We start from the raw sequence: 20,238 nt of genomic DNA, 5'->3' as shown, positions 1-20,238 counted from the left end.
ATGAGGGAATTCAGGGCCGCAAAGCCGCGCCTCCGGTAAAGAAACTGCCCGCCAAATGCCGGAAAATGGCCAAATCCAGCCCGCTATCGTCTATGTGATCACATCTATGTGATCACATCCTCATATACTCGAATATCGGGGCGAAACTGCAAATTTTACCGCTTGGACAAATAACAAAAAGCTAAGAGAGACTCACTCGGCCAGCGCATCCAGCGCTGGCCGAAGTGCGTTTAACCCGTCACCTCGCCCACCAGAGCGAGGTCGAAAACATGGTGGTGGATATGGCCGTCGAACATGGCCAAAAGGCCCTTGGTGGCCTCCCGGCTTTCATAGCGGATGGGTGAAGCAAGCGCTTCCGCCAATGCTTCCCGGCTGTCATACACCGTCCATAGCACCATCGGGTAGGATGGCGCGCCTTCGTCCCGTTCCACGGCGTAAAGCACGCGCACATCGCGGATGCCAGGAAACTGAAGCCACATCGGCATCAGGGTTTTCGCGACATAAGCCTTGAACGCATCCTCGCGCCCGGCATGAATAGCGCCTTCGAAGAAAGCCTGTCTGACAATCATCGGAAAACTCAATTTACCTTGGTGGGCGGAACATCGCCTGCGAAATAGGCCTGCAAATTGGCAAGCACCAGCTCACCCATGCCGATGCGCGTTTCGACAGTTGCACTGCCCTGATGCGGCATCAAAACGGTGTTGGGAGCAGTGAAGAACTCTTCGCGGATTGTCGGCTCGTTGACGAAGACATCAAGACCGGCACCGGCAATGACGCCATCCTTGAGTGCGGCCAGAAGCGCGTCCTCATCGATGACCGTGCCGCGCGCGACATTGATCAGGTAGCCCTTGTTGCCAAGCGCCGCCAGCACATCCTTATTGACGATATTGGCCGTGGAGGCATTGGCCGCCACGCAAACCGCCAGAACATCGCTGTGTTCAGCCAGTTCCACCGGCGATGCATGGGCAATCCAGTTCGCACCCGTCACCGGCGAGCGGTTCCAGTAATGCACCTCCATGCCGAAAGCCTCGGCGCGCTTTGCCAGCGACTTGCCGATCTGGCCAAGGCCGAGAACGCCGATGCGCTTGCCCTTGGGGCTGGTGCCCAGCGGGAAGGCCTGACGTTCAGCCCATTTGCCTTCGCGAACAAATCTATCGCCAAGCGCTACATGGCGCAGGACCGCCAGCATCAGAGCAATACCGGTATCGGCAACGTCGTCGGTCAATACGCCCGGGGTCGTGCTCACATGCACATTGCGGCCACGCGCAAAGGGCAGATCGACCTTATCCGTCCCGACACCGTTGATGGCAATCAGGCCAAGCGACGGCAGACGCTCGATCCATTCATTCGACAGGCCCGAGCCACCGCCGGTCACTACCGCGCGGATCGAACCCAAAGCCTCAGCGAGCGCCGCTTTTTCGTCCGCCTGGTAAAGCCGGTGAACCTTGTAAGCCGCATCGAGGCGTTCCTCGATTGCAGGCATCATCGGCTCCACGAGCAGAATTTCGTTCGTCACGTCAAACTCCAGTTCCAGATTGGGGGGAACACAGCGCGAAAGGTGGGAAATAGCTTTCGCGCCATGCGTCAGAACATATCATTTCGGGCGGTCAGGAAATCTGGCCGATAAAAGCTCTTGTCCGCTCATGCTTCGGATTGCCGAAGAATTCCTCCGGCTCCGCCATTTCGAGAATCTGACCCTGATCCATGAAGATCACCCGGTCGGCAACCTGTCGCGCAAAGCCCATTTCGTGGGTGACGCAGAGCATGGTCATGCCCTCTCTGGCGAGATCGATCATGGTGTCCAGAACTTCCTTGACCATTTCCGGATCGAGCGCCGAAGTCGGCTCATCGAAAAGCATGATCTTCGGATTCATGCACAATGCGCGTGCAATCGCCACGCGCTGCTGCTGACCGCCGGAAAGTTGGGCAGGATATTTGTCCGCCTGTTCGGGAATGCGCACGCGCTCCAGAAACTTGCGCGCCGTCTTTTCGGCTTCCGCTTTGGCGACGCCGCGCACCTTCATCGGTGCCAGCGTGCAGTTTTCCAGAACGGTCATATGCGGGAAAAGATTGAACTGCTGGAACACCATGCCGGTTTCCTGCCGGATGATATCGACATTCTTGCCGCCCGCCGTGAGGTCGAAGCCGTCGACAACAATGCGCCCTTCCTGAATGGTTTCAAGCTGGTTGATGCAGCGGATCAGCGTCGACTTGCCCGAGCCGGACGGGCCGCAAATGACGATGCGTTCGCCGCGCGCCACAGTCAGATTGATATTTCGCAGCGCGTGATAGGTGCCATACCATTTGTTGACGCCTTCCATCAGCACCGCAGTACCGGAGTCCTGCGATGCCCCGTGAGCCGTGTTCTGAGCCGTCTTAGTCATGTCGAGAACTCGCTTTGCTGAACGTGATCGCCTGATGCGGCGTTTGCGGCCATGCCCGGCCAATGCAGGGCATGGCGCCGGTCAAAAATTACTTCGCCTTGGAAACGAAATCCGGCAACGGAGAACCGAGCCATTTTTCATGGATCTTGTTCAACTCGCCGTCGCCCTTCACCTTCTCGATGAACTTGTTGACGAATTCGAGCATTTCAGTCGAACCCTTGCGCACCGCGATGCCCTGCACCTGCTGGCTGAGCTGGATTTTCTGATCGTAACGGCCCGGTGCTGCCTTTTCGATTTCGGCGGCAACGACATTGGAAAGACCGATCAAATCGACCTGACCCGACAGGAGAGCCTGCACGGCGCTGGCATCGTCATCGAAGCGGCGGATATTGGCATCTTTCGGCGCAACCTTGGTTACTGCGGTATCCTGCGTCGAGGCACGCGCCACGCCGATGGTCTTGCCTGACAGGTCCTCCGGCTTGGCGACTGCGGCATCCTTCGGCCCGAAAACGCCGATGGAAATACCGGCATAAGGCTGGGAGAAATCGACGCTCTTGGCGCGTTCTTCGGTGATGCCCAGCGAAGCCACCAGCACGTCAACCTGTCCGCTCTGCAAATATGGAATGCGGTTCGGGCCGGTGACCGGCACGATCTGCGCCTTTACACCCAGCTCGGCAGCGAGCAACTTGGCCACATCGGCATCGTAGCCGTCCGGCTCGTTGCTGGTGTTCATGATGCCGAATGGCGGAAAATCGACCAGCATGCCGATCTTGATCGTGCCCGCCGACTTGATGCCTTCGACGGTCTGCGCGAATGCGGCTGGCGCAAAGGCAGTGGCAAGCGCGCCCGCGCCGATCAGTGTCATCGCTATACGTCTGGTGATATTCATGTTTTTCCCTTCCCTATTGTTAGACCGGACTCCTCGCCGGCAGATTAGAGCGCGCTCTAATCCCTTTTTGACGTACATCTTATCCGAAAACCGTTTCACACTTTTCGGGATGTGCTCTTATCTCGACAAAAGCCCCCGATTACCGAGCGGTTGCGCGAGAAAATTTGGTTTCCATGTTGCGGGCTAGTATCGAAAGCGGCCAGCACAGAATGAAATAGACAACCGCCACCGTGCCAAAGACCATGAAAGGGCTGAAGGTTGCATTGTTGATGATCTGGCCCTGACGCGTCAGTTCGGTAAAGCCGATAATGGCGGCAAGCGAGGTGCCCTTGATCAGCTGCACAAGGAAGCCCACCGTTGGCGCAACCGAAATGCGTGCAGCTTGCGGCAGAATGATATAGCGCATGCGGTTGTAGTAGCGCAGGCCGAGCGCCGTTGCCGCTTCCCGCTGGCCGGGCGGCACCGCGTCGATACAACCGCGCCAGATTTCGCCGAGGAAAGCGCTGGCATGCAGGGTCAAGGCGATGGCCGCTGCAATCCATGGATTGATGCCAAGGCCGAAAATATTGAGGCCGAAGAACACCAGAAAAAGCTGCATCAGAAGCGGCGTGCCCTGAAACAGCCGGATGAAGCCAAGCGCGATATAGCGCAGCACACGATTATCCGAAACACGCATCAGCGCCACGATCATGCCGCCAATGCCGCCGCCCACAAAGGCGATGGCCGAGAGCGCGATGGTCCACTGTGCCGCATAGACGATAATGAGAAATTCGTTCCAGCCGAAAGGTCTGATCATGGCCTTGCTCCTATCGGCTCAGGGGATATTTGAACGCCAGTTTCTCGATCAGCGAAAACACCGCCGAAAAACCGATGGACATGACGAGATACATGAGCGTGATGACGATATAGACCTCGAAGCTGGCGAAGGTCGCAGACTGGAGATCGTTACCGGCGGCGGCGAGTTCATTGGCCGAAATCACCGACACGACGCTCGACGTCAGCATCAGATAGATGAACTGGCTGGTCAGCGATGGATAGACCGTACGCAGCGCCGGTTTCATGATGATGTAACGGAAGACTTGCAGGCGCGAGAGGCCGAGCGCGGTGCCCGCCTCCACCTGCCCCTTATGGATGGACTCGATGCCTGCGCGGATGATTTCCGTGCCATAGGCGCCGAAATTCACCACCAGCGCCAAAAGCGCCGCACTGTTGGGCGACAGGCGCAAGCCCGCCGAAGGCAGACCGAAGAAGATGAAGAAAATCTGCACCAGAAACGGCGTGTTGCGAATGATCTCGATATAGGCGTCGATGACGAAGCGCACCGGCTTCGAGCCGGATGTCTTGCCCCAGGCGCACACAATGGAAACGACCAGCCCGAGCACCATCGCGGCGACGGAAAGCTCAATCGTTTGCCAGGCGCCGAGAAGCAGCTTGTCCATCGACGCGAACACGGGCGCGAAATTGAAATTGTACAATGCTGGAACCTCCCGGTCGGCGAATTGACTGGTCTTCCTCCAGACCAACCAAATTTAGATCGATCTAAATTCGTTTAACCCGTCTCGTCAATCATTAATTCGGATGAGACGATCAAATTTACCGTCAGCCCACGGGGCGTCCACAGGACTGGCGAACCTGCAAATAGGTCTCGCTGACGATCCGCTCTGCCGGTTTTTCCGGTTCGGCAAGCCGTGAAAGCAGCATTCTGGCCGCGTTTTCGCCAACCGTAACCGGACGCGTCGCGACTGAACTCAGGCGCGGGCGTGTCGCCTCGGCATTGCTGACATCGTCAAAGCCGATCAACGAAAAATCCTCGCCGATTTTCCGCCCGCAATCATAAAGCCCGGCGGAGAGACCGAGCGCTATCACATCGTTAAAGCAGATCGCCGCCGTTGGTTCCGGTTCCTGCTGAAACAGCAGCGGCGCGGCCCGGGCAATTTCCGGCATCGTGCTGGGCAGATGCACGATCAGTTCCGGGTCCAGCCCCTTTTCCAGCATGGCCTCGCGAAAACCCTCGACGCGTTCGCGATAGGCGGAATGCACCGGCCCGTGCACCGCAAAGGCGATGGTCTTGTGCCCCAACCCGGACAGGTGATTGACCGCCTGCCGCATGCCGCCTGCATAATCGACCCCGGCATAGTCAATCCGGTCGGTTACGTGGCGCAGCACCTGAACGGCTGGCAGGCCCCAATCGACAATCTGCTCGATGAAGCCGGGTTCGGTTCCAGCCGTCAGCGACACGATCACGCCATCGACGCCATGCTCGCGCATGCGCTGCATCAGCGTGTTCTGATTGGCGAAATTTTCATGACTGTTGGCCAAAAGAACGACCATACCGGCCTCGCCCACCACGCGGTCGATGCCCGCCAGAAGCTCGCCATAAAACGGATTGCCCAGTGTCGGAACGATCACGCCGACTGTGTTGGACCGGTCGGCGCGCAAGCTCGCCGCGCCCATATTATAGACGTAGCCGAGTTCTTGCAGCGCCCTCTCGACCTTCTCCCGCGTTGCCGCGCCGACAAGCGGGCTCTTGCGGATGACAAGCGATGCCGTGGCCCGCGAAACATTCGCATGGCGCGCCACGTCAAGAAGCGTAACCCGGCTTTTCTTACGGTCGTCGGTTGGCATAGTTCACCTGTCAGCATGCATCTGCTGCCGCAGGAAAACATCGCAAGATGCTTCCTTCCGGCCAGATTCGAAGCCGGTATATTCAGTACAGACAGATGAAATGGTCAATCCGCAACCGGAATAGCCAGCTTTTATTGCGCGGGTTTGATCGGCTTCGGGCGAAATTCGGGCTTCAGCGCTTTGAGCGCCATGCGGTCCACCACGCGCGGCGCGATCAGCTTCAGCCAGCGCCCCAGACGCATCTGCCGGGTCATCAACACCTCGCGTTTGCGCATCCGCAAACCATTCAGCATCAGACGCACCGCTTCTTCCACCGACATCATGTCGTCTTCGCGCACGCCACTGGTTCCAAGCGCCTCGCCGCTGGCGCCATAGCCGACCTTGCGAATATCGGTTTTCACGACGCCGGGATAAACAATCGTCACGGAAATGCCGCTTGGCTCCAGTTCCGAGCGGAGCGCTTCACAAAAACCGGACAGCGCGAATTTTGTGCCGCTATAGGCCGAGCGTCCCGGCACACCGATCAATCCCGCGACGGAAGAGACCACCGCAATGCGCCCTCTGGTCATTGCCAGATGAGGCAGCGCCGCATGGATCGGCCAGACGCTGCCAAAATAGTTCAGCTCCATCAGATCATGCATCCATTGCAGATCTTCCGGCTTGATTTCCGCGAAATTGGCATGGGCCGACATACCCGCATTGACGATCAGCGTGTCGATCCGGCCAAAAGCCGATGCCGTCTTTTCGATCAGCGCAATGCAGGCATCGCGGTCGGTAACATCGGTCGGCACCACAAGCACGGTGCTGCCCTGCTGCCGCAATTCGGTTGCAAGTTTTTCGAGCTTTTCGACATTGCGCGCCGCCAGCACAAGAGCGGCCCCGGCGCGATCACGTTGCGCTATCTGGCGCGCGGTTTCAGCACCGATACCGTCCGACGCGCCCGTTATAATCGTTACATCCATGTCGGTCTCCCTGCCGATACGATGAACGATTATGCCGCCGAAATGGGCCTGCTGGAACAGGATATTTTGATAAAATCGCAGTTGCGTTAAACAGGCAGCGGAATAATTCGCCGCCTAATGATCAGTTGACCTGCGCCGCATGAAGCTGCTGATAGCGCCCGCCCGAGCGGGTCACCAGCTCGTCATGAATACCCTGCTCGATGATGCGGCCTTCCTCCACCACGACAATGCGATCCGCATTGACGATGGTTGCAAGCCGGTGCGCGATGACCAGCGTGGTGCGGCCTTCCGAAAGATCGGCAAGCGACTGCTGGATCGCCCGTTCGGTTTCGGTATCCAATGCCGAAGTCGCTTCATCGAGGATCAGGATCGGCGGGTTTTTCAGAAAGATGCGCGCAATCGCCAGACGCTGTTTCTGGCCGCCCGAAAGCTTGACGCCGCGTTCGCCCACAACCGTGTCTAGCCCGGCGGGCAAGGCGGCAATCACGCCGTCGAGACGGGCGCGCCGCGCCGCTTCGAGGATTTCTTCCTCCGAAGCCTCCAGCCTGCCATAAGCGATATTGTCGCGGATCGTTCCGGCAAACAGGAACACATCCTGGCTGACAATGCCGATATTGGACCGCAGCGATTTCAGCGTCATGTCGCGAATATCGGTGCCATCGATGCTGATCGCGCCGTCGGTCACTTCATAAAAGCGCGGCAGAAGCGAGCAGATCGTCGTCTTGCCTGCGCCGGATGAACCGACGAAGGCCACCGTTTCGCCCGCCCGGATCGACAGGGTCAGATGGGCCAGCAGCGGCTTTTCCGACCGGTAACCGAAGCTGACGTCTTTATACTCAATGCCGCCATGCAACCGCTGCACGGACATGGCGTCCGGCCTGTCGGCAATATCCGGCTCCGTATCGAGAAAGGCCGAATAGCGCTGGAACCCGGCAATGCCCTTCGGATAGCTTTCGATGATCGAATTGATCTTTTCAATGGGTCGGAAGAACACACCGATGAGCAGCAGGAAGCCGACGAAACCGCCTTCCGTCAACTGGCCGCGCACGACAAACCATGCGCCTGCGAGCATGACGATGATCTGGACAAAGCGCATCGAAAGATAGGACAGCGACATGGAAGCCGCCATGATCTTGTAGGCCCGCAATTTGGTCGTCAGATAGTTGCGGTTGCTCTCGGCAAACAGCTTGCGTTCGTGGTCCTCATTGGTGAAGGCCTGTACGACGCGAATGCCGCCGACATTTTCCTCAATCCGCGCGTTGAACTCGCCAACGCGGCCATAAAGCGCGTGCCAGTTCGAGGTCATCCGGCTACCATAGCGGATACTCACAAACGCCGTCAGCGGCACAACCAGCGCCGTAATCAGCGCCAGCGGCACATGAATCCAGAGCATCAGAACAAAGGCGCCGATCAGCGTCATGATGGCGATGAACAGGTCTTCGGGGCCGTGATGGGCCACTTCGCCGATCTCTTCCAGATCCTTGGTCAGCTTGGCAACCAGATGCCCGGTCTTCTGATTGTCGAAGAAACGAAACGACAGCTTTTGCAGATGATCGAAGGCCTTGCGCCGCATCTCGGTTTCGATCTTGATGCCGAGCATATGACCCCAATAGGTCACGACGACCTGTAAACCGGCATTGAGAATATAGATCAGCAACAGCCCGGCAACGGCGAGCGCGATCAGCCCCAGCTGATTGGTCGGTAGCAGGCGATCGATGAACAGCGTCACCGCAACCGGAAAGGCCAGCTCCAGCAGACCAGCAAGAACGGCGCTTGAGAAATCAAGCGCAAACAAGCCCTTGTGTGGTTCATAATAAGCAGCAAAGCGCTTCAGCAAACTGTTCATCGAAATTCTCGGCTTACACTTTTGGGGCGGCGTTTAAAGAGGTTTGGACACGCGCCCTTCCCTAACGCCTGTTAGCAAGTTTTTGAATAGTGCGGCGTCTATTTTCTCTTTATCGACGCGAACAACCGATTTGTGATCGATTTTGTCAACTTAATAGCCCAAGGTCGTCACAGATTGGGCAAAAGGCTCATCAGATTGTCGATCAACGGGGAGTGATTGCTCTTCATCGAGGCGAGCGCCAGACGCGCGGAAAGTGGTTCGCCTTCAATCGGTCGGTAGGTCACGCCCGCAAGCCTGATCTGTGCTATAGCGGTCGGTACGATGGAAACGCCCAGATCTGCGGCTACCAGATTGACGACCGATGGCATTTGCGGCGCTTCCTGCGCGACGATCATTTCAAAACCAGCGTCACGGCAGGCCGCAACCACGTCGTCGTAAAGACTAAGGCCGACAATGCGCGGAAACATCACAAAGGCTTCGTTCGCCAGCGCCGAAACCGGCAATATCTCATGGGTCGCCAGCGGATGATGGCTCGGCAAGGCGATCAGCATCGGCTCATCGGCCAGGCGCTTCATCCGCACATCCTTCGGGTTTTCCAGACCGGGCCGAATGAATGCGGCATCAACCTCGCCGCGCACAAGCCTTTCCATCAGGAGGCTGGTATTCATCTCGGTGAGCGTCAGCCGCACCTCCGGCCAGCGGGCGCGAAACTGCCGGATCGTGCCACTGACTACCGGATTAAAGGCGGACGACGCGGTGAAGCCCAAAGCCAGACGCCCGGTCTCGCCGCGCGCCGCACTTTGCGCGGCAAGCTTGGCTTTTTCGGCGGCAGCGACAGCAGCCTTCGCTTCCTCAAGAAAGGCCGTGCCCGCCGCCGTCAGCTCAGCCCCGTGGGGAACGCGGTGAAAAAGCGCCACACCGATTTCGTTTTCCAGATCGCGGATCTGCTGGCTCAAAGGCGGCTGACCGATACCGAGATTGGCCGCTGCCCGTGTAAAATTGCCCTCGTCGGCGACGGCCAGAAAATATCTGAGGTGACGCAGTTCCATCGGTATATCCAAAACATATCACAATCGTCTGTTCCATATATTAGACAAATGATGCGCTTTTGACTAGATCAAGGCTCGGGAGGTTTTGAAAAGGCAAAGTCATGTCCCGCGTCCAAGAACGCAGTCTCGATAGCGTCAGAACAGCAGACAGCACACTCAAGCTGGTCACCGCGCCGACACCATCCGGAGCGGCACCGGAAGAAAAGCATTATCTGGTCAAGGGTACGCCCGCGTTTCGCAATGCCAGTGTCGCGCTCTTCCTGTCAGGCTTTGCAACCTTCTCGCTTCTCTATTGCGTGCAGCCTTTGATGCCGCTCTTCGCGCATGATTTCAACATCACGCCTGCGGCAAGCTCGCTGTCGCTTTCCGTTTCAACCGGTTTTCTCGCCTTTGCGATTTTCTTTGCGGCCATCGTTTCCGAACGTTTTGGCCGCCGCTCGCTGATGTTCGCCTCCCTGCTCGGCTCCGCGCTTTGCACCATCGCCGCTGCACTGGTTCCGGACTGGCACATGCTTTTGGCACTGCGCGCCTTGCAGGGCCTGCTGCTGGGCGGCGTCCCGGCGGTCGCCATGACCTATCTTGCCGAAGAAATCGACCCGCGCGGCCTTGGTGCATCCATGGGCCTCTATATCGCCGGCAACGCCTTTGGCGGCATGGCGGGCCGTGTCATCACGGGAACGCTGGCTGAATTCTTCTCCTGGCGCGTTGGCCTTGCGGGCATGGGGCTGCTCGGCCTTGCCGCAGCCATCGGCTTTCTGATGCTTCTGCCCGCTTCGCAGAATTTCACCCCGCGTCCGGGACTGAATGCGCGGTTTCACCTTAGCGCCTGGGTTGGCCATATTCGCAATCCGGCCCTGCCGCTGCTGTTCGCCATCGGCTTCCTCGTCATGGGATCATTCGTGACGATCTATAACTATATCGGTTTCCGTCTAGTCGCCGCACCTTACAGTCTGAGCCAGACGGCACTCGGCGCCATTTTCTCGGTCTATCTTTTCGGCATTGCCGCATCCTGGATCGCGGGTCGCATGGGCGACAGGCTTGGGCACTTCATCGTTCTCCCCATCGGCCTCGGCCTTGAAGCGACTGGCGTGTTGCTGACCCTGTTTGCGCCTTTGCCTGTCATCATCACCGGCATCGTGTTCCTGACCGTCGGCTTCTTCGTCAGCCACTCGGTCGCCAGCGCTCTGGTCGGAAGGCTGGCGCTTCATACCAAGGGTCACGCATCATCGCTTTACCTCTTGGCCTATTATCTCGGCTCCAGCATTGCAGGTTCCGCAGGCGGTATCTTCTGGATCGCCGGTGGCTGGAGCGCGGTGACAGAATTCACCTTCGCCATGCTGGCCATCGCCTTTGCCGCATCGCTCGCAGCCGCGCGTTTCGCCCGTCGGGATTGAAAATGCCTCGCAAATTGCCTAGCAGGTGAATTGTCATGCAACTGACAGCGGCTTGACAGTTGCATGACAATGAATGGAGGCTGGGGCATGAGCGAATTGGCCGACTGGCTATCGGAAACACATCCGGTCAACCGGAAGAACGCCGCCGAAGTCGTGTTCGACGACATACGGTCGGCGATCATATCCGGTCGCCTTCAGGTCGGCACGCGCCTCCCCTCGGAAGCGCGACTGGCGGACCGGTTCGGTGTCAGCCGTCCCATCGTGCGCGAGGCTCTCCGCTCGCTGCAAACGCTCGGCCTCACACAAACCCGCACTGGCAGCGGCACCTATGTATTGAACGCAACGCCCGCAGCGGAACTGAGCTATGATGGCTATTCCGCGCGCGACCTGATTGAAGCGCGCCCGTTTATCGAAATTCCGGCGGCAGGCTGGGCTGCTCTTCGTCGTAGCGAAGAGCAGCTCGCCCATCTGCTGGGTCTTTGCGACAGGCTGGACCGGCAGACCGATCCACATAAGTGGGAGCTGCTCGATTCCGAGTTTCACAGCGCCATAGCCGTTGCCTCCGGCAATACGCTTTTCGCCAAGATCGTCGCCGATGCGCGCAATGCGCTCATCCAGCAATCCGAGCTCATCAATCTCATGGCAGGTCGCCGCGAAGCCTCCAATATCGAACACCGCCGGATCGTCGACGCCATCGCAGCCGGTTCGGAAGCCGACGCCCGCGCTGCCATGGAAGCGCATCTGAGCAAGGTCAAAACTGCGGTGAATGCCATCACGGGAAACAGCGCCGCTTAAACGTTTCCTGCGGAGAAGCCAGAATTCGCTCTCACTTTCGAGTTCGCCGGTGCCTGTGGACAATTGTCACCGGGACAATCTTGGGAGCCGGGTAAAATTGCTGCGAACGGAAGCTGAAAGCTAACGTCTTATTTTCAAAACAATAAATGCTTCCAAGAGAAAGCGAAGAGCCTCAAGTGGCCCGGTCCGGTCTTGTCGGTGACTTGACGCGTTAATTTCAATATGCGTTAACAGACCTCCTAATCTGTCATACAGCTTAACAGATTACCCTCATAATTGGGTGACGTAACACCCCTATTGAACGGCCAACGGCGCGCTGTAATTAGCGATTCAAGCTGTGAAATGGCCCTATCGAAAACGCGCTTGCAAAGCGCTTACCCGGGAGGAGCAATGTCGATTGATACAGTGAAGGTCGGTCTGGGGGCCAAGCCGATAGAACGAGAAATATTTATCGAAGAAGACAACGGCTACCACAAGGCACTGAAGCCGCGGCAAATCCAGATGATCGCCATCGGCGGGGCGATTGGCACCGGACTTTTCCTCGGCGCAGGCGGACGCCTCGCGCAGGCGGGGCCTGCCCTCGTTTTCGTCTATGCGCTTTGCGGCTTCTTTGCCTTTCTAGTTTTACGCGCATTGGGCGAATTGATCATGCATCGGCCAAGTTCGGGGTCGTTCGTCTCCTATGCTCGCGAGTTCTACGGCGAGAAACTGGCCTTTGCGGCTGGCTGGATGTACTGGATGAACTGGGCGATGACCTCGGTGGCCGATGTCACTGCCGTTGCGCTCTATATGAATTTCTTCAAGCACTATGTTCCCTGGCTGCAAGGGGTCGACCAGTGGATGTTTGCGCTGGCTGCCCTGTTCATCGTGCTTGCGATGAACATGATGTCGGTGAAAGTCTTCGGCGAGATGGAATTCTGGTTCAGTGTCGTCAAGGTGCTGTCGCTGGTCATATTCCTGGCGGTCGGCATTTATTTCGTGGTTTCTGGCACGCCGATTGACGGCCATGCCGCTGGTTTCAGCATCATTTCCGATAGCGGCGGCTTCTTTCCGAACGGCATATTACCGGCCTTCGTGATCATACAGGGCGTCGTCTTCGCTTATGCCTCCATCGAACTGATCGGCACAACGGCTGGCGAAACCGAAGACCCGCGCAAGGTGATGCCCGGCGCAATCCGCACCGTGGTCTTCCGCCTGCTCGTCTTCTATGTCGGTTCGGTTCTGCTGCTTTCGCTGCTGCTGCCCTATACGGCCTATTCCGCCGGTGAAAGCCCGTTCGTCACCTTCTTCAGCAAGATTGGCTTCGAAGGTGCGGATATCATCATGAACCTCGTGGTACTGACGGCGGTTCTCTCATCGCTTAATGCTGGTCTCTATTCGACAGGCCGCATTCTGCACTCCATGGCTGTTTCAGGCTCCGCGCCTGCCGCACTCGCCAAGATGAACAAGAACGGCGTTCCCTTTATCGGCATCGCGGTCACCGCCGTCGTGACAGTGATAGGCGTCGTTCTCAATGCCATCGTGCCTTCGGACGCCTTCGAAATTGCCCTCAATCTCTCCGCGCTCGGCATCATCACCGCATGGGGCGTCATCGTTCTCTGCCAGCTGAAGCTCTGGTATCTGGCGCGGCGCGGCGAAATCGAACGGCCTGATTTCAAGATGTTCGGCGCGCCCTATACGGGTATCCTGACGCTTGCTTTCCTGCTTGGCGTGCTGGTGCTGATGGCGTTCGATTATCCGGTTGGAACCATGACCATCGCCTCGCTGCTGATCATCATCCCCCTCCTCATCATCGGATGGTATCTGATGCGCGACCGTATCCATCGACTTGCTACATAACGTGCTATAGATGCAAGCACACTAAGCAAGCGAGGGGAAACGTGAACACATCGCCGATCAAGCCTGTGGTGGCGGTCATCGCCACCGGGGGCACCATTGCAAGCAAACGCGGTGAAAATGGCGCGAGCACGCCGACCTTATCCGGCGGAGACCTACTTGCGCTATTGCCGGATCTCAAGGCCGATCTGCGCCCCATCAACCTGATGGAGAAGGATTCCTCGCTGCTCACGTTGGCCGACATGCAGCATATCAGCAATGCAGTCGGCGAAGCGATGGAGAAACCCGACATCAACGGCGTTGTCGTCCTGCATGGCACCGACTCCATGGAGGAAACCGCGCTTTTGGTGCAGCTTCAGCACCGGCTTGCAAAGCCGGTTATCTTTACCGGTGCGCAGTTTACAGCGGATAGTCCCCATGCCGATGGCCCTGCCAATCTGGCTGATGCGGTCAGGCTTGCCACGGATCCGGCCAATGCCGCGCGCGGCGTGCTGATCGCTTTTGGCGGGCGGGTTTTGCCTGCATGGGGTGTTTATAAGGCCAGCAGCGACAGTGCTGATGCGTTTCATCCAACACGCATGCTAGCTGCGCTGCCGGATGTGAAGCTGCCGTCACCGCTTGATGATAGCCGCGTCGATACGGTTGCCATTGATCCCGGCTGCGATGCTACCCATATCGCGGCAAGCATCGCGGCGGGCGCGCGTGGCATCGTTCTGGCGGCACTTGGCTCCGGCAATGCGACGCCGGCAATTGTCGAAGCCGTCAAGCTTTGCACCGAAAGGGGCATCCCGGTCGTGGTATCGAGCCGCGTTCCGGAAGGTCTGCTGACGCCAAGCTATGGCGGTGGTGGCGGCGGATACGATCTTGCGGCGGCAGGGGCGATCCCTGCCCGCACACTTCGTCCCGGTCAAGCGCGCATTTTGCTCGCGGCGCTTATCGCCAATGGCAGCTCGAAAGACGCAATCATTCGCGCCTTCAGCGATAATCAATAACCCGTATGAAAAGGGCCGGATTGCTCCGGCCCTTTTATCTTTCTGTCGGCTCCGATCACTCGCCTGGCACCAGATGCGGTGCTTCGATCTTTGCCCCCGAATGCTTGAGCGGGCGTTCGCCGCTCAGCTTTCGGATCAGCACATAAAATACCGGCGTCATGAAGATGCCGAAGGCCGTCACGCCGATCATGCCCGCGAAGACCGCGATACCCATTGCGGAGCGCATTTCCGCACCGGCACCCGTGGATGTGACCAGCGGCACCACACCCATGATGAAGGCCATGGAGGTCATCAGGATCGGGCGCAGACGCAACCGGCTGGCCTCGACGGCGGCCTGCACCACACTTCGACCGGAAAGCTCCAGCTCGCGGGCAAATTCCACGATCAGGATCGCGTTCTTCGCCGATAGCCCCACAAGGACTATCAAGCCAATCTGGGTGAAGACATTGTTGTCGCCTCCCGTCAGCCAGACGCCGGTGAGCGCAGCCATGATACCCATTGGAACAATCATGATGATCGACAGGGGCAGAGCAAGGCTTTCATATTGCGCGGCCAGCACCAGATAGACGAGCAGCAGCGCCAGCGGGAAGACGAGGAAGCCTGAATTGCCAGCCAGAATCTGCTGGTAGGTCAGATCGGTCCACTCGAAGGCGATGCCCGCAGGCAAGGTTTCCTGCGCAATCCGCTCGATGGCCGCCTGCGCCTGACCGGACGAGAAGCCGGGGGCCGGATTGCCGTTGATATCGGCAGACAGGAAGCCGTTATACCGGATGGCGCGTTCCGCACCCACGGTCTGCTCCACTTTCATCAGCGCCGACAGCGGGATCATTTCGCCCGACTGCGAACGAACCTTCAGCTTGCCGATATCTTCGGCATGGCTGCGATAATTCGCATCGGCCTGAATGCGCACGCTGTAGGTGCGTCCGAACGCGTTGAAGTCGTTGACATAGAGCGAACCCAGATAGATCTGCAGGGTTTCAAACACATCAGTCACCGCCACACCCAGCTGGCGCGCCTTCACACGATCCAGATCGGCATAAAGCTGCGGCACGTTGATCTGGTAGCTCGAATAGAGACCGGCCAGTTCAGGTGTCTGATAGGCCTTGGCGAGAAACGCCTTGGTGGCATCGTCCAACGCGCGGAAGCCAAGACCGTTGCGATCTTCAAGCTGCAGCTTGAAGCCACCGGTGGTTCCCAGACCCTGCACGGGCGGCGGCGGGAACATGGCAATGAACGCATCTTGAATGGAGCCGAACTTCTGGTTCAGCTGCATGGTGATAGCGCCAGCCGACAGGTCGGGCGTCTTGCGTTCCTCGAACGGCTTCAGCGTGACGAAGACAATGCCGGAATTCGATGAGTTGGTGAAACCATTGATCGAAAGGCCCGGGAAGGCAATGGCATTGGCAACGCCCGGCTGGTTAAGCGCGATATCCGTCATGCGGCGGATGACATCTTCCGAACGGTCGAGTGTTGCCGCATCCGGCAATTGCGCGAAGCCGATCAGATATTGCTTGTCCTGTGCCGGAACGAAGCCGCCGGGCACCGCGCGGAACAGAACGAAGGTGACGCCGAGCAACACGACATAAAGGCCCATCACCAGCGATTTGCGCGAGAGAATTGCGCCCACGCCGCGACCATAGGCATTCGAGCTTGCACCGAAGAAGCGGTTGAAGCCACGGAAGAACCAGCCGAACGCCTTGTCCATGATGCGGGTCAGACGATCCTTAGGCGCATCATGGCCACGCAGCAGCAGCGCCGCCAAAGCAGGCGACAAGGTCAGCGAGTTGAAGGCCGAGATCACCGTCGAGATGGCGATGGTCAGCGCAAACTGGCGATAGAACTGGCCGGTAAGGCCGGTAATGAAAGCCAGTGGCACAAACACCGCAACCAGTACCAGCGCAATCGCGATGATCGGGCCGGACACTTCCTGCATGGCGCGATAGGTCGCTTCGACGGGCGACAGTCCCTGTTCAATGTTGCGTTCGACATTTTCAACCACCACGATGGCGTCATCGACGACGATACCGATGGCCAGCACCAGACCGAACAGGCTGAGAGCGTTGATGGAGAAGCCGAACACATACATGACCGCAAACGTACCCACGATGGAAACGGGTACCGCAACCAGTGGAATGATCGACGCGCGCCATGTCTGCAAAAACAGGATGACCACGATCACCACCAGAACGATGGCTTCCAGCAGGGTGTGAATGACGGATTCAATCGAGGCCTTCACGAACTGGGTCGTATCATAGACGATGTCGAAATCCACGCCTTCCGGCATGGTCTTCTTCAAATCGGCCATGGCCGCGTGAACATTTTCCGAAATCTGCAAAGCGTTGGAACCCGGCGCCTGAAACACGCCCATACCAACCGCCTGCTTGTTGTCGAGCAGCGAGCGCAACGAATAATCGGCGGCGCCCATCTCGACACGGGCAACGTCGCCGAGGCGGGTGATTTCGCCTTCATTGCCCGATTTCACGACGATATTGGCGAAATCTTCGGGTGTCTGAAGGCGGCCTTGCGCGTTGACGGAAAGCTGGAGATCAAGACCGGAAACAGACGGAGAAGCACCGATCACGCCAGCGGCGGCCTGTACGTTTTGCTGCCGGATTGCGTTTGCGATATCGCTGGCCGACAGTCCGCGCTCGGCCGCCTTTTGCGGATCAATCCACACGCGCATGGAATAGTCGCCGCCGCCGAATATCTGCACCTGACCGACACCCGGAATACGGGCGATACGATCCTTGACGTTCAAAACGGCATAGTTGCGCAGATAATTCACGTCATACCGGCCATCGGGCGAGATGAGGTGAACCACCAGCGTCAGGTCGGGCGAGCTTTTGGCGGTGGTGACGCCAAGGGTCCGCACCTCTTCCGGCAGGCGCGGCTCAGCCTGCGAGATGCGGTTCTGCACAAGCTGCTGCGCCTGATCGGGATCGGTGCCAAGCGCGAAGGTGACGGTCAATGTCATGACACCGTCGGCTGTCGCCTGGCTCTGCATATAGAGCATGCCTTCAACACCGTTGATCTGTTCTTCCAGCGGTGTCGCGACAGTTTCGGAAATCACGGCGGGATTGGCGCCCGGATATTGCGCGCGGACCACGATTTGCGGCGGCACCACTTCCGGATATTCCGAAATCGGCAGACCTGTCATGCCGATCAGACCGGCCACGAAGATCAAAACCGACAGAACGCCAGCGAAGACTGGTCGGTCTACGAAGAAGCGTGAAAAGTTCATCTGTTTATCCCCCTTTAGGCGGATGAGCGAAAACTCTCCCGTTCCGCGAAAACATGCGTTCTCGCGGATTGGATAGGCTGAGCTTTTGCGTTTAGCGCGCGTCGTCAGACGCGCCGTTTCAGTTAATTCTTGGCAAGTGTTTCGGTTACGGGTTGCGGTGCGACGACCACGCCCGGACGAATACGCTGCAGGCCGTTGACGACGATGTTCTCGCCAGCCTTCAGGCCGCTTTCGACAATGCGCAAGCCGTCATAATTGCGACCGAGCACCACCTGCCGGTATTCAACCTTGTTGTCCGCACCCACGACGAAGACGAATTTCTTGTCCTGATCGGAGGCAATGGCGCGGTCGCTCACCACCAGCTTTTCACCCGGTTCCGGTTCGCCGAAGCGAATGCGCACAAACTGGCCGGGAATGAGCTTGCCATCCGGATTGTCGATGGATGCGCGCACGCGGATCGTGCCCGTGGTGGCATCCACTTCATTGTTGATCAGCTGGATATGGCCGGAAATCGGCGTGCCATCATCGGCAGCTGTCCCGATCTGGACGGGAATACGTTCGATGGCGCTGCCGCCCGGCGATGCGGCAAGCTTGGCAAGCGCCTTGGTGACAACCTCTTCATTGGCGCTGAAGCTTGCATAGATCGGATCGACCGAAACGAGCGTGGTCAGCACCGGCGAAGCGGAGCTTGCGGCAACCAGATTACCGGCTGTCACCTCCAGCCGCCCGACGCGACCGGAGATCGGTGCGCGCACTTCCGTATATTGAAGATCGAGTTCAGCCGAACGCAACGCCGCCTTGGCCGACCGCAAGCTTGCCTGCGCTTCGTCAAAGGCGCTTGACCGCTGGTCCAGACCGCTCTGGGCGAGCGTACGTGAGGTTACAAGCTGGCGACCGCGATCCAGTTCCGTCTTGGCCAGCGCGACACGCGCTTCCTCGGCGGAAACCTGCGCCCTGGCTTTTTCAACCGCTGCCGCATAGGGCTCCGGATCAATGGTGACCAGCAAGTCGCCCTGTTTGACCAGCGCGCCCTCACGGAAATGCGCTTTCAGGATGGCTCCGCCGACACGCGGGCGAATTTCGACGCGCTCGATTGCCTCAAGGCGACCCGAAAACTCTTCCCAGGTCGAGATGCGGCGCGATTCCGCCTTGGCAACCGAAACCGGCACCGCGGGAGGCGGCGCGGAAATATCCGTCGCCGCATCCGCCTTCAGATGCGGAACGCCAAAAAGAATGGCACCACCGCCAGCTGCAGACAATAGGATACTCAGGCCGGCGCCCCACAGGGCCCGGCGTCCAATGATCGACGTCATGTTGTATCTCCTTGCCGGTCAGGGCCGGCTACATTCTGATCGTCAAATGAAAGCTTGGGAGGACTTTCGAACTGACGTTATGCTGCTATTGCTTTCGCACCGGCCCGCTGGAAGAAATCCGAAAACAGGCCGACAAGAGCTTCTTTCTGTGGCGACCACTCACGGTCCGCCACGTTACTTTCCGGTATCCAGCCAGCCTGACCCGGCAGGACATGGGACTGAACCTTGACGCCTGCCTGACGCAGCCGCTCGGCATAGGACTGGGTCTCGTCGCGCATCGGACATTCGGCACTGGTAACGAGCAGTGTCGGCACCAGACCGGCAAGACGCGTACACAGCGCAGGCGCAGCGTAGGGGTGAGTGAACCCTCCGCACTGACCCAGATAATGCTGCCAGCCATCCGACATGGCCTGCACCGCACTTTCCGGGCAGTATTTGCGGAAAGACGCCGTCGCAAGGCACGGGTCGAGCATGGGCGAAAGCAATATCTGACCTTTGAGATCCGTCAGATTCTGATCTCGCGCCATAAGCGCCAAACCGGCTGCGATATTACCGCCCGCCTCTTCACCGGCGACGAACAGCATCGACTTCTTGTGTGCAAATTCCGGGCAACGCGCACGCATCGAAGTCAGAATGGCATAGGCCACCTCAAGCGCCGCCGGGAACGGGTTGAGACAGGCCGACGAATATTCCGGCGAGACCACCACTGCTCCCGCATCGGCAAGAGCTTCGGCAACACCCTCGCAGGTATCTGGACAATCTGTCGAGAAAGCCCCACCATGGAGATGCAGCACCACAGGCGGCGGTGAAAGCAATTTGGCGCCGCGATAAATGCGTGCCGTGCAGGTGCAATTGCCAGCCTGCATTGTTTCAACCGTAAACTTCTCGCACATCTTTCTTAGCTTTCATGTC

17 protein-coding genes are annotated in these 20,238 nt (G+C 58.4%); 4 read left to right on the top strand and 13 right to left on the bottom strand.

Annotated features, from left to right (window positions below; translation table 11 throughout):
* Nucleotides 1–230 precede the first annotated feature (230 nt).
* The 10 genes from HWD97_RS02350 to HWD97_RS02305 form a co-directional block, all read right to left on the bottom strand.
* Nucleotides 231–569: a hypothetical protein gene (locus HWD97_RS02350; protein WP_109366903.1), complete on the bottom strand. Its 339-nt coding sequence runs from the start codon at nucleotides 567–569 to the stop codon at nucleotides 231–233.
* Nucleotides 570–577: 8 nt separating this feature from the next.
* Nucleotides 578–1,528: a 2-hydroxyacid dehydrogenase gene (locus HWD97_RS02345; RefSeq protein WP_109366902.1), complete on the bottom strand. Its 951-nt coding sequence runs from the start codon at nucleotides 1,526–1,528 to the stop codon at nucleotides 578–580.
* Between the two features lie 79 nt (nucleotides 1,529–1,607).
* Nucleotides 1,608–2,384: an amino acid ABC transporter ATP-binding protein gene (locus HWD97_RS02340; RefSeq protein ID WP_109366901.1), complete on the bottom strand. Its 777-nt coding sequence runs from the start codon at nucleotides 2,382–2,384 to the stop codon at nucleotides 1,608–1,610.
* 88 nt (nucleotides 2,385–2,472) lie between these two features.
* Nucleotides 2,473–3,273, bottom strand: a complete 801-nt coding sequence (locus tag HWD97_RS02335; RefSeq protein ID WP_371834632.1) for a transporter substrate-binding domain-containing protein — start codon at nucleotides 3,271–3,273, stop codon at nucleotides 2,473–2,475.
* A gap of 139 nt (nucleotides 3,274–3,412) precedes the next feature.
* The gene (locus HWD97_RS02330; RefSeq protein WP_109366899.1) at nucleotides 3,413–4,069 is read right to left on the bottom strand and encodes an amino acid ABC transporter permease; all 657 of its coding nucleotides are present in this window, start codon (nucleotides 4,067–4,069) and stop codon (nucleotides 3,413–3,415) included.
* 10 nt (nucleotides 4,070–4,079) lie between these two features.
* A complete protein-coding gene (locus HWD97_RS02325) occupies nucleotides 4,080–4,748 on the bottom strand; it encodes an amino acid ABC transporter permease (RefSeq protein WP_109366898.1) in 669 nt (222 codons plus the stop codon).
* Between the two features lie 124 nt (nucleotides 4,749–4,872).
* Nucleotides 4,873–5,898: a LacI family DNA-binding transcriptional regulator gene (locus HWD97_RS02320; protein WP_121538452.1), complete on the bottom strand. Its 1,026-nt coding sequence runs from the start codon at nucleotides 5,896–5,898 to the stop codon at nucleotides 4,873–4,875.
* 131 nt (nucleotides 5,899–6,029) lie between these two features.
* Nucleotides 6,030–6,860 carry an SDR family oxidoreductase gene (locus HWD97_RS02315; protein WP_121538450.1) on the bottom strand — a complete coding sequence of 277 codons (831 nt, stop codon included), beginning with the start codon at nucleotides 6,858–6,860 and terminating at the stop codon, nucleotides 6,030–6,032.
* Nucleotides 6,861–6,981: 121 nt separating this feature from the next.
* Complete coding sequence (locus HWD97_RS02310; RefSeq protein ID WP_371834631.1) at nucleotides 6,982–8,706, bottom strand: ABC transporter ATP-binding protein; 1,725 nt, start codon at nucleotides 8,704–8,706, stop codon at nucleotides 6,982–6,984.
* 167 nt (nucleotides 8,707–8,873) lie between these two features.
* Nucleotides 8,874–9,755 carry a LysR family transcriptional regulator gene (locus tag HWD97_RS02305; RefSeq protein ID WP_109366894.1) on the bottom strand — a complete coding sequence of 294 codons (882 nt, stop codon included), beginning with the start codon at nucleotides 9,753–9,755 and terminating at the stop codon, nucleotides 8,874–8,876.
* Between the two features lie 101 nt (nucleotides 9,756–9,856).
* Here HWD97_RS02305 and HWD97_RS02300 point away from each other — a divergent pair, with 101 nt between their 5' ends.
* The 4 genes from HWD97_RS02300 to HWD97_RS02285 all read left to right on the top strand — a co-directional run bounded on the left by HWD97_RS02300 (nucleotide 9,857) and on the right by HWD97_RS02285 (nucleotide 14,772).
* Complete coding sequence (locus HWD97_RS02300; protein ID WP_121538446.1) at nucleotides 9,857–11,149, top strand: MFS transporter; 1,293 nt, start codon at nucleotides 9,857–9,859, stop codon at nucleotides 11,147–11,149.
* A gap of 87 nt (nucleotides 11,150–11,236) precedes the next feature.
* Nucleotides 11,237–11,944 (top strand): FadR/GntR family transcriptional regulator, encoded by a 708-nt coding sequence (locus HWD97_RS02295; protein WP_109366892.1) that lies wholly within the window; start codon nucleotides 11,237–11,239, stop codon nucleotides 11,942–11,944.
* Nucleotides 11,945–12,334: 390 nt separating this feature from the next.
* Nucleotides 12,335–13,783, top strand: a complete 1,449-nt coding sequence (locus tag HWD97_RS02290) for an amino acid permease (RefSeq protein ID WP_109366891.1) — start codon at nucleotides 12,335–12,337, stop codon at nucleotides 13,781–13,783.
* 41 nt (nucleotides 13,784–13,824) lie between these two features.
* Nucleotides 13,825–14,772, top strand: coding sequence for an asparaginase (locus tag HWD97_RS02285; RefSeq protein WP_167836089.1), 948 nt, complete (start codon nucleotides 13,825–13,827; stop codon nucleotides 14,770–14,772).
* Between the two features lie 55 nt (nucleotides 14,773–14,827).
* Here the strand turns inward: HWD97_RS02285 and HWD97_RS02280 are convergent, their stop codons facing one another.
* The 3 genes from HWD97_RS02280 to HWD97_RS02270 all read right to left on the bottom strand — a co-directional run bounded on the left by HWD97_RS02280 (nucleotide 14,828) and on the right by HWD97_RS02270 (nucleotide 20,219).
* The gene (locus HWD97_RS02280; protein ID WP_109366889.1) at nucleotides 14,828–18,013 is read right to left on the bottom strand and encodes an efflux RND transporter permease subunit; all 3,186 of its coding nucleotides are present in this window, start codon (nucleotides 18,011–18,013) and stop codon (nucleotides 14,828–14,830) included.
* Nucleotides 18,014–18,135: 122 nt separating this feature from the next.
* A complete protein-coding gene (locus tag HWD97_RS02275) occupies nucleotides 18,136–19,326 on the bottom strand; it encodes an efflux RND transporter periplasmic adaptor subunit (protein ID WP_109366888.1) in 1,191 nt (396 codons plus the stop codon).
* A 77-nt stretch (nucleotides 19,327–19,403) separates the two neighbouring features.
* Nucleotides 19,404–20,219 (bottom strand): alpha/beta hydrolase, encoded by an 816-nt coding sequence (locus tag HWD97_RS02270; protein WP_109366887.1) that lies wholly within the window; start codon nucleotides 20,217–20,219, stop codon nucleotides 19,404–19,406.
* Nucleotides 20,220–20,238 lie beyond the last annotated feature (19 nt).

Origin of the sequence: Ochrobactrum sp. C6C9, from assembly GCF_022627935.1 — a bacterium.
GTDB classification, from domain to species: Bacteria; Pseudomonadota; Alphaproteobacteria; order Rhizobiales; family Rhizobiaceae; genus Brucella; species Brucella teleogrylli.
This window is presented reverse-complemented; position numbering and strand designations above follow the sequence as displayed.

Bases quoted from the DNA above. Each gene is read 5' to 3' on its own strand.
- HWD97_RS02320 (WP_121538452.1), bottom strand. From the start codon at position 5,898: ATGCCAACCGACGACCGTAAGAAAAGCCGGGTTACGCTTCTTGACGTG.
- HWD97_RS02280 (WP_109366889.1), bottom strand. From the start codon at position 18,013: ATGAACTTTTCACGCTTCTTCGTAGACCGACCAGTCTTCGCTGGCGTT.
- HWD97_RS02295 (WP_109366892.1), top strand. From the start codon at position 11,237: ATGAGCGAATTGGCCGACTGGCTATCGGAAACACATCCGGTCAACCGG.
- HWD97_RS02340 (WP_109366901.1), bottom strand. From the start codon at position 2,384: ATGACTAAGACGGCTCAGAACACGGCTCACGGGGCATCGCAGGACTCC.
- HWD97_RS02300 (WP_121538446.1), top strand. From the start codon at position 9,857: ATGTCCCGCGTCCAAGAACGCAGTCTCGATAGCGTCAGAACAGCAGAC.
- HWD97_RS02305 (WP_109366894.1), bottom strand. From the start codon at position 9,755: ATGGAACTGCGTCACCTCAGATATTTTCTGGCCGTCGCCGACGAGGGC.
- HWD97_RS02270 (WP_109366887.1), bottom strand. From the start codon at position 20,219: ATGTGCGAGAAGTTTACGGTTGAAACAATGCAGGCTGGCAATTGCACC.
- HWD97_RS02350 (WP_109366903.1), bottom strand. From the start codon at position 569: ATGATTGTCAGACAGGCTTTCTTCGAAGGCGCTATTCATGCCGGGCGC.
- HWD97_RS02310 (WP_371834631.1), bottom strand. From the start codon at position 8,706: ATGAACAGTTTGCTGAAGCGCTTTGCTGCTTATTATGAACCACACAAG.
- HWD97_RS02290 (WP_109366891.1), top strand. From the start codon at position 12,335: ATGTCGATTGATACAGTGAAGGTCGGTCTGGGGGCCAAGCCGATAGAA.
- HWD97_RS02275 (WP_109366888.1), bottom strand. From the start codon at position 19,326: ATGACGTCGATCATTGGACGCCGGGCCCTGTGGGGCGCCGGCCTGAGT.
- HWD97_RS02335 (WP_371834632.1), bottom strand. From the start codon at position 3,273: ATGAATATCACCAGACGTATAGCGATGACACTGATCGGCGCGGGCGCG.
- HWD97_RS02315 (WP_121538450.1), bottom strand. From the start codon at position 6,860: ATGGATGTAACGATTATAACGGGCGCGTCGGACGGTATCGGTGCTGAA.
- HWD97_RS02330 (WP_109366899.1), bottom strand. From the start codon at position 4,069: ATGATCAGACCTTTCGGCTGGAACGAATTTCTCATTATCGTCTATGCG.